Genomic DNA, 13,012 nt, shown 5'->3' with positions numbered 1-13,012 from the left:
GTCAGGTGGGCATTGTGGCAAAAGACGGCGAGCGCGTGCTGGAGGCCTGCGCCGTGGGCTTGAACATCACAAAAAACTCGTTGCCGTCGATGCCCGCGCGCTGCACGCGCTGGTAGCCGATCAGCGCGCCGTAGCGCTCGCACAGTTCCCTGCATATATAGAGGCCCAGCCCGCTGGAGCGGCTTTCCGACGAGAAAAACGGCTCGAACAAATGCGTCTGCACGGTCTGCTCCAGCGGTTGCCCGTCGCTCCAGACCGAGAGGAAAGCCTGCCCGGCGGGCACGAACTGCGTACTCACTTCAATCGCCCGGGGGGACGCCGTGGCATAGCGCAAGGCGTTGTCCAGCAAATTGATCATCAGGCGCCGCAAGTGCTCGGGCTCAAAGCACACGACCGCATTGCCCGAGCCCACCGCGATGCCCAGGCGGTTGGAGGCCGCGGTTTGCGTGGCCCAGTCAGCGGCGATTTTCTGGACGGTTTCATCCAGCGCCAGGGTGGTCGTTTCCGTCAAGGGCAGCTGCGCCTGCGCCCTGGAGATATTGAGCACCTCGTCGACAATCCTGGCCAGGCGCTGTGCGTTTTGGCTGACCATGGCCGTGAGCTGGCGGTGGGCCGGATCCTGCAGGTCTTCTTCGAGGAGCGCGTTGGCCTGCGAGATGGCCGCCAGCGGATTGCGGATCTCATGGGCCACGGCCGCCGACATGCGGCCCATGGCGGCCATCTTCTCGGTCCGCACCCGCGCTTCCATTTCGCGCAGGTCTTCAAGAAACATCACGCACAGGCTCTCGTGTGTGCCGTTTTGCGAGGCGGCCAGCCGTGTGCGCACATGCAGCCGCCGCGGCGGGCTGTCCGGATATTCCAGGCTGACTTCGGCTTCCTGGGGCAACTGCGCACTGAAAGTGCGGTGCGTCAATTCGGCCAGGGGCTGCCATGCGGACTCGGTCGCCAGGATAAAAGGCGCGGTGCGCGAGGATTCACCGGCGGTCAGCAGCCGCCTGGAGGCCGGGTTGGCCGAGCGGACGATGCCATTGATATCAACCACCAGCACACCGTCGGCCAATGCCTCGATGACCAGCTCATTGACCTGCGTCTGCATGCGCGCAGCCGACTGGCTGCGTTTTGCCGATTGCTCTTCCCGCGCCAGGCGCAGGGCAAGGTGATTGGCCAGCAGGGCCACCAGGAAGAAACCGGAGCCACTGAGCCCCGCCTGCAAAAAGCGCGCGCTGGCGTCGCCCGCCTGCTGCAGCGAGCTCGACCATGCGTCGGCCAGCAGCAGCAGCGTCACGCTGGCTGCGGTTCCGAAAGCCAGCAAAATCGGCCCGAGGATGGACGACAGCAGCACCGGCAGCGCAAACAGCGGGGTGTAGTTGATGCCGCTCGACTGCAGGACATTGAGCATCGAGAACGTGACAACGTCCACGCCGATGGTCAGCACCCATTGCGCGTCGAAGGTGCTGCCCGGCGGCCGGGGTCTGGCCCACAGCCGCACGCTCAGTGTGGCGCACAGGTAGGCAACGCAGATCCCGATAGACCAGCCGTGGGTGATGTTGCCCAGCACGTAGATGACGGCTTGCAGGCTCAGCAGCACCGCTGCAATCGCAACACGCGCCGTCATGAACACATGCCACAGGCGGCCGAAAGCGCCCGGTTCGGCGATGAGGTCCCAGCCGCCCGGGCCTTTGTCGGTGCCCGCCTCAAACCAGTGGGATGGCGTACTCATTCAGTGGCCTGGCGGCGGTGGGCGTGGCTGCAATAAATGCCCTTATCGCCGATCAGCGCTTCGGATTTCGGCAGATGCAGGCCGCAGACCGCGCAGGCCACCATTTCGGTGACGGCGCTTGCGGATTTGGGCGGCGCCGGCGCACGTGCGGGCGCGGCGTCGTTTCTTTCCTTCTCGCGGTTGTGCCGCCAGAGCCAGAACACCACCAGCACCAGGGCCGCGACCAGGAGGTACTTCATGCCCGCCTCAAGATGACTTCAAGCACGAAGCGCGAACCCGCATAGCCCAGCAGCAAGAGGCCGGAGCCCAGGTACAGCACGTTCACCGCCTTGCGGCCGCGCCAGCCCAGGCGCGCGCGGCCTATCAGCAGGCCGGCGAAGGTCAGCCAGGCCAGCACCGAGAACACGGTTTTGTGGTTCCACTTCCAGGCCAGCCCCGGTCCATACAGTGTTTCGGCGAACAGCCAGCCCACAAACAGCGTGGCCGACAGCAATACAAACCCGGCTTCCACGAAACGGAAGGTGAGGCGCTCCAGCGTGAGCAGCGGCACGCCGGCATCGGTTTGCGCGGCCTGGCGTATGGCGCGCTCCGAGCGCGTCATCAGCCAGCCGTGCACGACTGCCGCGGCAAAAAGGCCGTAAGAGGCGATGCCCAGGGCCCAGTGCAGGGGCAGCCAGGGTGATGCAATGGCATGGTAGGTCGTGCCCGGGAAGATGGCTGCCAGGATGACTGCGGCGCTGCCCAGCCCGGCCAGCGCCCAGTGGGCCTGGAGCTGCGGAAAGAGGCGGCTTTCGATGGCATAGACCGTCAGCACCAGCCAGACGGTCATGGAAAGGGCCGGCGCAAAGCCGAAGCGGGGCGGCTCGCCCAGCAGGCCGTCGGCCAGCGCCAGCGCGTGCAGCAGCCAGGCGGCCAGCAGCACGGCGCGTGTGGTGCCGGCGCTCAGACGCGGCGTGGCCAGCGCCAGCACGGCATAGGCGATGGCGGCGCCTGCCGCAGCCGCAAGACCCCACCAGTCGCTCAAAGCTAAAATCATGGCTAGAGTTTAGCCTTTACTGTCTTTTCCGCCGCCTTCCTGACAGCCTGGCGCTTTCACTTCCCACCTAACTGCCCCACGCCCGTGGCGCCTTCCCATGGCCTCAGCTCTTACCGACAAGTTATCCCGCCTCGTCAAGGAAATGCGAGGCCAGGCCCGCATCACCGAATCCAATGTGCAGGACATGCTGCGCGAGGTGCGCATGGCGCTGCTGGAGGCCGACGTGGCCCTGCCGGTGGTGCGCGACTTCGTCGCCCGGGTCAAGGAAAAAGCGCTGGGCCAGGAAGTGATGGGCTCGCTCTCGCCGGGGCAGGCGCTGGTCGGCATCGTCAACAAGGAACTCGCCGCCACCATGGGCGAGGGCGTCAGCGACATCAACCTGGCGGCCCAGCCGCCCGCCGTCATCCTGATGGCCGGCCTGCAGGGCGCGGGTAAAACCACCACCACCGCCAAGCTGGCCAAGCACCTGATTGAAAAGCGCAAGAAAAAAGTGCTGACGGTCTCGGGCGACGTCTACCGCCCGGCCGCCATCGAGCAGCTCAAGACGGTGACCAAACAGGCCGGCGCCGAGTGGTTTCCCAGCACGCCCGAGCAGAAGCCGGCCGATATCGCCCGCGCCGCCATCGACTACGCGCGCAAGCATTTCTTTGACGTGCTGCTGGTCGACACGGCCGGCCGGCTGGCCATTGACGAAGCCCTGATGGCCGAAATCAAGGAGCTGCATGCCATCCTGAACCCGGTTGAAACCCTGTTTGTGGTCGATGCGATGCAGGGTCAGGATGCGGTCAACACCGCCAAGGCCTTTAAAGAAGCCTTGCCGCTCACCGGCATCATCCTGACCAAAACCGACGGCGACTCGCGCGGTGGTGCGGCGCTGAGCGTGCGGCAGGTCACCGGCGCGCCCATCAAGTTCTCCGGCACCAGCGAGAAGATCGACGGCCTGGAAGTGTTTGACGCCGAGCGCCACGCCGGCCGCATCCTGGGCATGGGCGACATCGTCGCGCTGGTCGAGCAGGTGGCCGCCGGGGTGGACATGGCCTCGGCCCAGAAGCTGGCCGCCAAGATCAAGTCCGGCGACGGCTTTGACCTCAACGATTTCCTGAGCCAGCTGCAGCAGATGAAAAACATGGGCGGGCTCTCGAGCCTGCTCGACAAGCTGCCCGCGCAGATGGCCGCCAAAGCCGGCCAGGTCGACATGGACAAGGCCGAAAAAGACATCAAGCGCAAGGAAGGCATCATCCAGAGCATGACGCCGCTGGAGCGCCGCAAGCCCGAACTCATCAAGGCCACCCGCAAGCGCCGCATCGCCGCCGGCTCCGGCGTACACGTTCAGGAGGTCAACCGCCTGCTCAACGAATTCGAGCAGATGCAGGGCATGATGAAAAAGATGAAGGGCAGCGGCATGATGAAAATGATGAAGCGCATGGGCGGCATGAAGGGCATGCCGAAGTTCTGAGGCGTCGGAGCCATCAAAAAAAAGCCGCTTGATCAAGCGGCTTTTTTTATTGGAGGAAGGGGTTTCAGGCCGCTTTCAGCAGCGGCTTGGCCAGCCGGCTCGCATGCAGCCAGGCGCGGCGCAGCACCGCCGGCGAGCGGGTCTCTTCCGGAATCAGCAAATAGTTTTGCGCGCGCAGCGCCGTGCCCACACCGACCTTGCTGGTGAGCACCGTCATCGGGATTGCCAGCAGCAGCGGCAGGCCCACCGGGATCAGCCAGATCAGTGCGCGCGCATCGATCACCGCAATGCCGACGGCCAGCAGCACGATCACGCCCGACATGGGCGCCAGCTGCGCCAGCGCATGGCGCCAGGGCACAGCGGCCGCTTCGCGCGGAGGCGACTTCCATTCGAGCTTCAGGCCGGTGAGGGCCACCACCACAAACAGCGAGTGCGCCAGCATGCGGATGGGCGCCTGCAGCAGCGCGATCAGGGTTTCGAGCAAGGCGCTGCGCAGCAGGCTGGCGGTGCCGCCATAAGAAGCCTGCTGGCGGTTGACCAGCACGGCCACGATGCCCAGGATGCGCGGCAAGAAGAGCATGCATAGCGTCCAGCCCCAGAGCGCCATCAGCTCGCCCGGCAGCAGCGTCCAGTCGGCAATCATGGGCGAGCCCGACAGCCACAGTGCCGTGCCCAGCGTCAGGAAGCACAGCCACAGTGGCGCCGACAGATAAGCCATGGCGCCCGTGCCGAACATGGAGCGGTGCACCGGGTGGATGCCCGGCTCGGCGATCAGGCGGGAGTTTTGCAGATTGCCCTGGCACCAGCGGCGGTCGCGCTGCAGCTCGGCCAGCAAATCGGGCGGCTGCTGCTCGTAGCTGCCCACCAGGTCGCCTACCAGCCACACGTGGTAACCGGCGCGGCGCATCAGTGCGGCTTCAACAAAGTCGTGCGACATGATGCTGCCGGCCATGCCGCCCGTACCCTTGATATGCGCCAGCGCGCAGTGCTTCATGAAGGGTTCAATGCGGATGATGGCGTTGTGGCCCCAGTAATGCGACTCGCCCATCTGCCAGAACTGCATGCCCAGCGTGAAGAGTCGGCCCGTCACGCGCGAGGCGAACTGCTGCGCGCGCGCATGCAGCGTCACATGGCCGATGGCCTGTGTCGCGGTCTGGATGATGCCGGCCTTGGGGTTGGCTTCCATCAGCTTGACCATGGAGACCAGGCAGTCGCCGCTCATCACGCTGTCGGCATCCAGCACCACCATGTAGCGGTAGTCCTTGCCCCAGCGGCGGCAGAAGTCCGCCACGTTGCCGGCCTTGCGGTCGGTGCGGCGTTTGCGCAGGCGGTAATAGACCTCGATCTGCGGCTGGTCAGGGTGGCCGGCCAGCTGGGTGCGCAGGTCTTCCCATGCGGCACGCTCGGCTTTGATGATGGCCGGGTTGTTGCTGTCCGACAGCACGAACACGTCAAAGCTCTGCACATGGCCGGTCATTGCGACCGACTCGCAGGTGGCGCGCAGGCCGGCGAACACGGTGCGCACGTCCTCATTGCAGATCGGCATGATGATGGCCGTGCGTGTGGACGCGTCCAGCGGAACATGCTGGACCTTTTTGGCCGACAGCGCGTGTTTGTCGCCGAAGATCGTCACGTAAAAACCCATCATCGCGGTCATGAAACCGGTCACCACCCAGGCCGATAGCAGCGCAAACAGGGTGATCTGGCCGTATTGCAGCCAGGCGTTGTCGTAATCGGGCTGCATGTCGGCAAAGATGCTGGTCGCCAGCACCGTGCTGACCAGCGTCAGCAGCAGAAAAACTGCGCGGCGGCGTCTGGCCGCGCGCTGCCAGGGCTCGGGCCGCGGTGAAGGCAGCGGGCGCAGGGCGGCCGGGTCGGCGGCCTTGAACAAGGCGAGCATGGGCAGCAGCACGGCGGTTGCCATGCTGTTCCAGAAGCCGCGCCAGGGGCGCGGCGCCATCGAGCCGCGGTTCAGCGGCGGCGCCGTGACCGAATTCGGATGACGTTCCTCACGCAGGGGGCTGCGCGCGGCAGCGGTGCTCAGGGTGTAATCAGGTTGGTCCATGTTTCGCTTACGGTGTGGTTGTCGTGTTTGAGGAAGGCGCGCAGCTCAACAGGCTGGGCCGCGTTCAGCCGCTGCACGCGCAGCGTCATGCGCCAGGCGCCGGTGGCGGGGTTTTTGTAGGCCAGGCTTTCGAGCACGCGGCCGTTGGCATTGGCCGTGGAAATCGCTTCGACCTTCGCGTCCTCGGGCAGCGCGTCCAGCGCCGGGCCGGCAAAGTCGATGACGTACTGGACCTGGTCTTTCAGGTCGGTGCCGGCCTTGGCGTAGCCAAAGCCGCGCCGTGACTGCGTTACCCAGCCGTTGGGCGGCAGTTGCTGGTTTTTGCCCTGCCAGCTGATTTGCCAGGCGATGTCGAGCGATTGGCCGGGGGCCGGCAGTTTTTCAGGCACCCAGTAGGCGGCCACGTTGTCGTGTGTTTCATCTGGCGTGGCAAATTGCAGCAGCTCGACACGGCCGGCGCCCCAGTCGCCCACGGGCGTAACCCAGGCGCTGGGCCGCATTTCATAGCGGGCCTCGGTGTCTTCATAGTTGGCAAAGGTGCGGTCGCGCTGCATCAGGCCAAAGCCCTTGAGCGACTTCATGGCGAAAGACGTGACCAGCGGGGATGAGGGGTTTTGCAAGGGGCGCCACAGCCATTCACCCTCGCCGGTGGCCATCATCAGGCCGTCGGAGTCGTGCACCTCGGGCCGGAAATCGCCCGGGCGGGGCTGATTCTCACCAAAGAAAAACATGCTCGTCAGCGGCGCGATGCCCAGTGAGGTCACAGGCGCGCTGTTGCCGCTGGTTGCGGCTGGGCGCATGAAAATGCGCGCCTGCACATTTGTGGTGGTCTGCTCACCGGGCTGGATGTCAAAGCGGTAGGCGCCCGTCATGCGCTCCGAATCCATCACCGCAAATACCGTCAGCTGCTTGCTGTCGGCCATGGGCTTTTGCAGCCAGAAATCCGTGAAGCGGGGAAACTCTTCCTTGGCCCCGCCCGCACCGCCTGCGGTGTCGACGGCCAGGCCGCGTGCCGAGAGGCCATAACGCTGGCCCGAGCCCAGCGCGCGGAAGTAGGTGGCGCCGGTGAAGACGACCAGCTCGTCCTTGTAAGTGGGCGAGTTGAGGTTGCTGAAAAAGCGCACGCCGCCGTGGCCCAGGTCGCCCCAGGTTTCGGGTGACAGTTTGTTTTTTCCGAAATTGAAAGTAGCGGGGTCGTAAGGCAGGCGCTTCACGCCGCTTGTCGTGATTTCGTGAATGCGGACTGAATCGCCGTGGCGGCCGACGTGGAAAAAGTTCGCTTCAAAGGGCAGTTTGTCGGCGCGCCACAGCGTGCTGGCGGCGTTGAAACGGATGTCGCGGTAGTCGTCGTACTCCATTTTTGCCAGCTCAGTGGGCACGGCATGGGAGGCTTCACGCCAGGGCGCTTGCGAGCGCTGGCGCGCGATAGCGGCCACATCGTCCAGGTCAAAAGCATGTGCCTGGCCGGCTGCGAGCGTCAGTACCGCCAGGCTGGCGCAGGCCGCGATCCGGGCCCGCTGGAGAAAGTGGGCGCCGCGTTTGAGGCCAACAGAGGCATCAAAAAAAGGCAGGAAAAAAGCTGGCATGCCATGACTAGGGCAAACCCTGTGCCAGTTTCGAAAAACTGTTTTAAATCAACAGCTTGGGCGTGATACCTGACTTAACCAAATGTAATCAGGCCCAGGAGCGCCCAGAATCGCTGTTTTTGTCGCCAATCAGCGACAGTTTATCGAGGTGCTTGAATTAAATCGTTTTAAATCAAGGGCTTAAGCCTGTCGCCTGACAGCGACGGCACCCGGTGGGGCGGCGACAAACTCAGGACAAACTAAGCCTTGAAGTGGCCCGGTGTCAGCCCGTGCTTTTGCATAAGGCGGTAAAACTCGGTCCGGTTGCGGTCGGCCAGCCGCGCCGCATCGGCCACATTACCGTCGGTCAATTTAAGCAAGCCCACCAGGTAGTCGCGCTCAAAGTGCTGCTTGGCTTCGGCAAATGTGAGCACCTGCACACTCGGTGAGCGCAGCGCCCGCTGCACCAGCGCCAGCGGCACCAGCGGCGTGGTTGATAGCGCGCAGACCTGCTCCACCACGTTGTAGAGCTGGCGCACATTGCCCGGCCAGGCCGCGGTGGTCAAGGCTTTGAGGGCTTCGGGCGCAAAGCCGCTCAGGCGCTTGTCGTACTTGGCCGCCAGCTTCAGGAGGAAGTGATTGGCCAGCAGCGGAATGTCTTCGCGCCGCTCCGACAGCGGCGGCAGGGTCAGCGTGACCACATTGAGCCGGTAATAGAGGTCGGCGCGGAACTGGCCCTCGGCCATGGCGGCATCCAGGTCGCGGTGCGTGGCCGAGATGATGCGTACGTCCACCGGGATCGACTGGCTGGAGCCCAGCGGCCGCACCACGCGCTCCTGCAGCACGCGCAGCAGTTTGACCTGCAGGGCGGGCGGCATGTCACCGATCTCGTCGAGCAGTAAGGTGCCGCCGTCGGCCGCCTGGAACAGTCCTTTGTGATTGGCTACCGCATCGGTGAAGGCGCCCTTGACGTGGCCGAACAGCTCGGACTCGAGCAAGGCTTCGGGAATGGCGCCGCAGTTGACCGCGATAAAGGGTTTGCTGGCGCGCGCGCCGGCCTGGTGGATGGCCTGGGCCAGTAACTCCTTGCCGGTGCCGCTTTCACCGCGCAGCAGTACGCTGGCGTCTGATTGCGCCACCATGCGCGCTTCGGCCAGCGCCTCGGCCATGCGGCTGGAGCGGCTGATGATCTGGTTTTGCCAGGCCTCGGGGCTGCCCCGCCTGGCCGGGTTGGCGGGCGCGCTCAGCGCCAGCGCCTGGGCGATCTTGTCGAGCAGGCCTTTTCCGTCAAACGGCTTGGTGAGGTAAGTGAACACACCGCGCTCGGTGGCTTCCACCGCGTCGGGGATTGTGCCGTGCGCGGTCAGCAAAATCACCGGCAGCGAAGGGTGCTGCTGGCGGATATCGTCAAAAAGCGCCAGGCCGTCGCGGCCGGGCAGGCGTACATCGCTGAGCACCAACTGCGGCCGCTCGATATGCAATTGTGTGAGCGCGGCTTCGGCTGAAGTGACAGCCGTGACGCGGTAACCCGCCGCCGTCAGCCGCATGGTGAGCAGGCGCAGCATGTCCGCATCGTCGTCGACAACGAGCAGGTGGGGCGAGATGGTGCTGTCGTTCATGGCGCGCTCAGGGTGCGGCCGGCCGGGCCCGGTTGTTCGAAGGCGCCGAGGCCGGCGCGGCGGGCTGGCGGCTGGTCAGGCTGCGTTCAATCGCCTTGAGCGCCTCCAGGCGTTCGTTGGTCTGATCCAGGCGGCGTTGCACGTCGCGCAATTGCTGGTTCTGCTTGTCCAGTGTTTCTTCCAGGCGGCGCTGCTCGGCGTAGCGCGATGCCAGCAAACGGGCCAGCGGGTGCAGGGGCTGGGCGTCGGCATTGCCCAGCACGCGGGCGAGCAGTTCCTGCGCGCGTATCAGCTCGGGCAACTGGCGCAACTGGCTCAGCACCAGCGAGAGCTGAACCTGCGCCTCCGGGCTGGCGGCATCGCCGAGCCGCGCGGTTTCCTGCGTGAGTTCGGCCGGCGGCATGACGCGCACGCGCTCAGCATAGGCCAGCATGCGCAGCGTCATGCCGCTGGCAAACACCACCGACTCCGGCAGTGCCGCGGGCTGGCTGGGGGCGGGCCGCGCGGCTTCAGCGGCAGAGGCCGCGGCGCGGGCTGCCTGGGCGGCTGCTGCATCGGTGTTGCGCTCAGGGGCAGGGCCGCTGCTGCACGCAGCAAGCAAGGCCGCCGCCATCAAGGCGGGCAGCGCACTGAGGCGAAGGAAAAAATCAGTACTTGGAGGCATGGGGTAACTCTATTCTGAAGTGTGCACCAGGCTGGTCCGGCATCAGGGAGATGCTTCCGCCGTGCGCGGCAATGTATTCATGGACGATGGACAGGCCAATCCCGCTGCCGCGCACCACGTCGGTGGGCTGGCGTTCGCCGCGGTAAAAGGGCTCAAAAATCCGCTCCCGGTCGCCTTCGGCCACACCCACCCCCTGGTCGTGGATGTCTATGCGGGCAAAGCCGCGCTGGTGGCTGAGCTCCAGCCGGATCAGGCCTTTGGCCGGCGAATAGCGGATGGCGTTGGACAGCAGATTGGCCAGCGCCGTGCCGATTTTTTCGGTGTCGATTTCCATCACCAGCGGCTCGCCGACGACGGTGACGGTCAGCTCGCGCGCGCGCCATTGCAGGCGCTGCGCATAGACCTGCTCTTCCAGCACCTGCAGCAGGTCGACGCTTTGCCGGCGCAGCTGGCGCGCCTCGAAGGCCGCGGTGTTAAAGCGCAGCAGGTCTTCGATCTGGCTTTGCAGCACGCCGGTGTTGTGTTTGAGGATTTGCGCGATCTCGCGCTGGTCGCTGGTCAGCGTGCCGGCCACGCCGTCTTCCAGCAGCGACACGCCTTCGCGCAGCGAGGCCAGCGGCGTTTTGAGCTCATGCGAAATGTGGCGCAGAAAACGCGACTTGTCGGCGTCCAGCTCCACCAGCCGCAGGCGCAGCCAGTTCAGCCGCTGCCCGACCAGCGCCAGGTCGGCCGGCCCCTGGATGGCAATGACCTGGTCAAGCCGGTTTTCACCCAGGCCGACGATGGCGTTTTCCAGCCGCCGCAGCGGCAGCGTGAACCACACGCCGAAGGCCAGCGCCATGGCGACCGCCAGCACGATGGCCCAGGTGACTTGCTGCGCTAACTGTTGGCGGCTGGCTTCGAGCTTGCCTTCCAGTGACTTGTTGCGCTGCTGGATGGCCTGCTGCACCTGCACCGCGATAGCAGCGTTGATGCCCTCCAGCTCGCGAAACTCCTGCGCGAGCTGGCGTTCGCGGTCCAGTGCGGTGTCGGGCGGGCCGGTCAGCAGGCCGGCAATGGCTTGCAGATGTGAGCGCCACTGCCGGGCCCGCGCCATGGGGATGTCTTCGCGGGCCAGGCCGTCCAGGATTTCGGTGGTCTCACGCACTTCGTCGCCAAAGCGTTCCCGCAGCACCCGGTCGTCCAGCACGACGGACTGGCGCGAGGTGCGTTCCATCGACAGGCTGCGCTCGCTGAGCGACTGCGCCGCGCCGCTCAGTTCCAGCGCGCGGGCGGCATTGCTGCGGCTTTGCTTGGTCAGGTCTTCCAGGGTGAACAGGGCGCGCAGCGAGGCCGCGCCCAGCAGGGCCGCAATCAGCAGGAAGGCGATGACCAGCAGTTGCCGGAACGAGAATCTCTGCAGCATGCGCGTGGGGTGCGTCAGCAACAGGCCGGGGCGTCAGGCCGCAACGGCGACGTCCCGCGTGAGGACTTCACCGCGCAGCGAGCGCTGCGTGGCCTGGGTGATGGTGATGTCCAGCATCTGGCCGATCAGGCGCGGCTGGCCCTTGAAGTTGACCACGCGGTTGCATTCGGTGCGGCCCATGAGTTCGGTCGGGTCCTTGCGCGAAGCGCCTTCCACCAGGATGCGCTGCACCGTGCCCTGGCGGCTGGCGCTGATGGCGCGCACGTTGTCGTCAATCGTGGCCTGCAAATGCTGCAGGCGCTTGAGTTTGACTTCGTGCGGCGTGTCGTCCTGCAATGCGGCGGCGGGTGTGCCGGGGCGCGGGCTGTAGATAAAGCTGAACGAGGTGTCGTAGCCGATCTCGTCGATCAGCTTCATCATCTTGCCGAAGTCGTCTTCCGTCTCGCCGGGAAAGCCGACGATGAAATCGCTGCTCATGGCCAGGTCGGGGCGAATGGCGCGCAGCTTGCGCACGGTGCTTTTGTATTCCATGGCGGTGTAGCCGCGCTTCATCGCCATCAGGATGCGGTCCGAGCCGTGCTGCACCGGCAGGTGCAGGTGGTTCACCAGCTTGGGTAGTTTGGCGTAGGCGTCGATCAGGCGCTGCGTGAACTCGTTGGGGTGGCTGGTGATGTAGCGGATGCGTTCAATGCCGGGGATGTCGGAGACATATTCGAGCAGCGTGGCGAAGTCGGCGATTTCAGTTGTGCCACCCATGGTGCCGCGGTAGGCGTTGACGTTCTGGCCCAGCAGGGTGACTTCCTTGACGCCCTGGTCGGCCAGGCCGGCGACTTCGACCAGCACGTCTTCAAACGGCCGCGAGACCTCTTCGCCGCGGGTGTAGGGCACCACACAATAGCTGCAGTATTTGGAGCAGCCTTCCATAATGCTGACAAAGGCGCTGGCGCCTTCGACGCGGGCCGGCGGCAGGTGGTCGAATTTTTCGATCTCGGGAAAGCTGATGTCCACCTGCGGCTTGCCCAGCCGTGCGCGGCTGGCCAGCATTTGCGGCAGGCGGTGCAGCGTCTGCGGGCCGAAGACCACGTCGACGTAGGGCGCGCGCTGGATGATGGCCGCGCCTTCCTGGCTGGCCACGCAGCCGCCCACGCCGATCAGCACACCTTTTTCTTTAAGGTGCTTGACGCGGCCCAGGTCGCTGAACACTTTCTCTTGCGCTTTTTCACGCACCGAGCAGGTGTTGAAGAGGATCAGGTCGGCTTGCTCCATGTCCTGCGTGGGCTCGTAGCCCTCTGCGGCATGGAGCACGTCGGACATCTTGTCCGAGTCGTACTCGTTCATCTGGCAGCCGAAGGTTTTGATAAAGACTTTTTTGCTCATGATGTGCTGTCGGGGCTGGATATCGGGGGCAGTGGCGCCGGAAAGGTCAACCGGTCTGCTATTTAATTGGGAGCTGCTTGCGCCCATTTGAAAGGGCTGGGAGCT

At 65.1% G+C, this 13,012-nt stretch carries 10 protein-coding genes; 1 reads left to right on the top strand and 9 read right to left on the bottom strand.

Annotated features, from left to right (window positions below; genetic code table 11):
• Position 1: 1 nt before the first annotated feature.
• The 3 genes from BM408_RS19045 to BM408_RS19035 are packed head-to-tail and all read right to left on the bottom strand — an operon-like array spanning position 2 to position 2,756.
• Positions 2-1,720: a sensor histidine kinase gene (locus BM408_RS19045; protein ID WP_092131893.1), complete on the bottom strand. Its 1,719-nt coding sequence runs from the start codon at positions 1,718-1,720 to the stop codon at positions 2-4.
• Positions 1,717-1,959 (bottom strand): PP0621 family protein, encoded by a 243-nt coding sequence (locus BM408_RS19040; RefSeq protein WP_092131891.1) that lies wholly within the window; start codon positions 1,957-1,959, stop codon positions 1,717-1,719. The genes BM408_RS19045 and BM408_RS19040 overlap by 4 nt, the downstream gene beginning before the upstream one ends.
• Entirely contained in the window at positions 1,956-2,756 is an 801-nt protein-coding gene (locus tag BM408_RS19035) for a cytochrome C assembly family protein (protein ID WP_092131890.1), read from the bottom strand. Before BM408_RS19035 ends, BM408_RS19040 begins: the two co-directional genes overlap by 4 nt.
• Before the next feature lie 97 nt (positions 2,757-2,853).
• Here BM408_RS19035 and ffh point away from each other — a divergent pair, with 97 nt between their 5' ends.
• The gene (ffh, locus tag BM408_RS19030) at positions 2,854-4,212 is read left to right on the top strand and encodes a signal recognition particle protein (RefSeq protein ID WP_092131888.1); all 1,359 of its coding nucleotides are present in this window, start codon (positions 2,854-2,856) and stop codon (positions 4,210-4,212) included.
• 64 nt (positions 4,213-4,276) lie between these two features.
• On the opposite strand, the gene mdoH is transcribed toward ffh, so the two are convergent.
• From mdoH to miaB, 6 genes are all read right to left on the bottom strand, one after another.
• Complete coding sequence (mdoH, locus tag BM408_RS19025; protein ID WP_092131887.1) at positions 4,277-6,277, bottom strand: glucans biosynthesis glucosyltransferase MdoH; 2,001 nt, start codon at positions 6,275-6,277, stop codon at positions 4,277-4,279.
• Entirely contained in the window at positions 6,253-7,863 is a 1,611-nt protein-coding gene (locus tag BM408_RS19020; protein WP_092131885.1) for a glucan biosynthesis protein G, read from the bottom strand. Before BM408_RS19020 ends, mdoH begins: the two co-directional genes overlap by 25 nt.
• A gap of 239 nt (positions 7,864-8,102) precedes the next feature.
• On the bottom strand, positions 8,103-9,461 hold the full coding sequence (locus tag BM408_RS19015; protein WP_092131882.1) for a sigma 54-interacting transcriptional regulator: 1,359 nt from the start codon (positions 9,459-9,461) through the stop codon (positions 8,103-8,105).
• 7 nt (positions 9,462-9,468) lie between these two features.
• Complete coding sequence (locus BM408_RS19010; protein ID WP_092131881.1) at positions 9,469-10,125, bottom strand: hypothetical protein; 657 nt, start codon at positions 10,123-10,125, stop codon at positions 9,469-9,471.
• Complete coding sequence (locus BM408_RS19005; RefSeq protein ID WP_175541844.1) at positions 10,109-11,530, bottom strand: sensor histidine kinase; 1,422 nt, start codon at positions 11,528-11,530, stop codon at positions 10,109-10,111. The genes BM408_RS19010 and BM408_RS19005 overlap by 17 nt, the downstream gene beginning before the upstream one ends.
• Before the next feature lie 33 nt (positions 11,531-11,563).
• A complete protein-coding gene (miaB, locus tag BM408_RS19000; RefSeq protein WP_092131878.1) occupies positions 11,564-12,907 on the bottom strand; it encodes a tRNA (N6-isopentenyl adenosine(37)-C2)-methylthiotransferase MiaB in 1,344 nt (447 codons plus the stop codon).
• Positions 12,908-13,012: the final 105 nt, after the last annotated feature.

The organism is Polaromonas sp. YR568, assembly GCF_900116715.1.
Classification (GTDB): Bacteria; Pseudomonadota; Gammaproteobacteria; order Burkholderiales; family Burkholderiaceae_C; genus Polaromonas.
Note: the sequence above shows the minus strand (reverse complement) of the source record. Positions and strands in the feature narration are given on the sequence as shown.

Bases quoted from the DNA above. Each gene is read 5' to 3' on its own strand.
- BM408_RS19045 (WP_092131893.1), bottom strand. From the start codon at position 1,720: ATGAGTACGCCATCCCACTGGTTTGAGGCGGGCACCGACAAAGGCCCG.
- BM408_RS19040 (WP_092131891.1), bottom strand. From the start codon at position 1,959: ATGAAGTACCTCCTGGTCGCGGCCCTGGTGCTGGTGGTGTTCTGGCTC.
- BM408_RS19035 (WP_092131890.1), bottom strand. From the start codon at position 2,756: ATGATTTTAGCTTTGAGCGACTGGTGGGGTCTTGCGGCTGCGGCAGGC.
- ffh (WP_092131888.1), top strand. From the start codon at position 2,854: ATGGCCTCAGCTCTTACCGACAAGTTATCCCGCCTCGTCAAGGAAATG.
- mdoH (WP_092131887.1), bottom strand. From the start codon at position 6,277: ATGGACCAACCTGATTACACCCTGAGCACCGCTGCCGCGCGCAGCCCC.
- BM408_RS19020 (WP_092131885.1), bottom strand. From the start codon at position 7,863: ATGCCAGCTTTTTTCCTGCCTTTTTTTGATGCCTCTGTTGGCCTCAAA.
- BM408_RS19015 (WP_092131882.1), bottom strand. From the start codon at position 9,461: ATGAACGACAGCACCATCTCGCCCCACCTGCTCGTTGTCGACGACGAT.
- BM408_RS19010 (WP_092131881.1), bottom strand. From the start codon at position 10,125: ATGCCTCCAAGTACTGATTTTTTCCTTCGCCTCAGTGCGCTGCCCGCC.
- BM408_RS19005 (WP_175541844.1), bottom strand. From the start codon at position 11,530: ATGCTGCAGAGATTCTCGTTCCGGCAACTGCTGGTCATCGCCTTCCTG.
- miaB (WP_092131878.1), bottom strand. From the start codon at position 12,907: ATGAGCAAAAAAGTCTTTATCAAAACCTTCGGCTGCCAGATGAACGAG.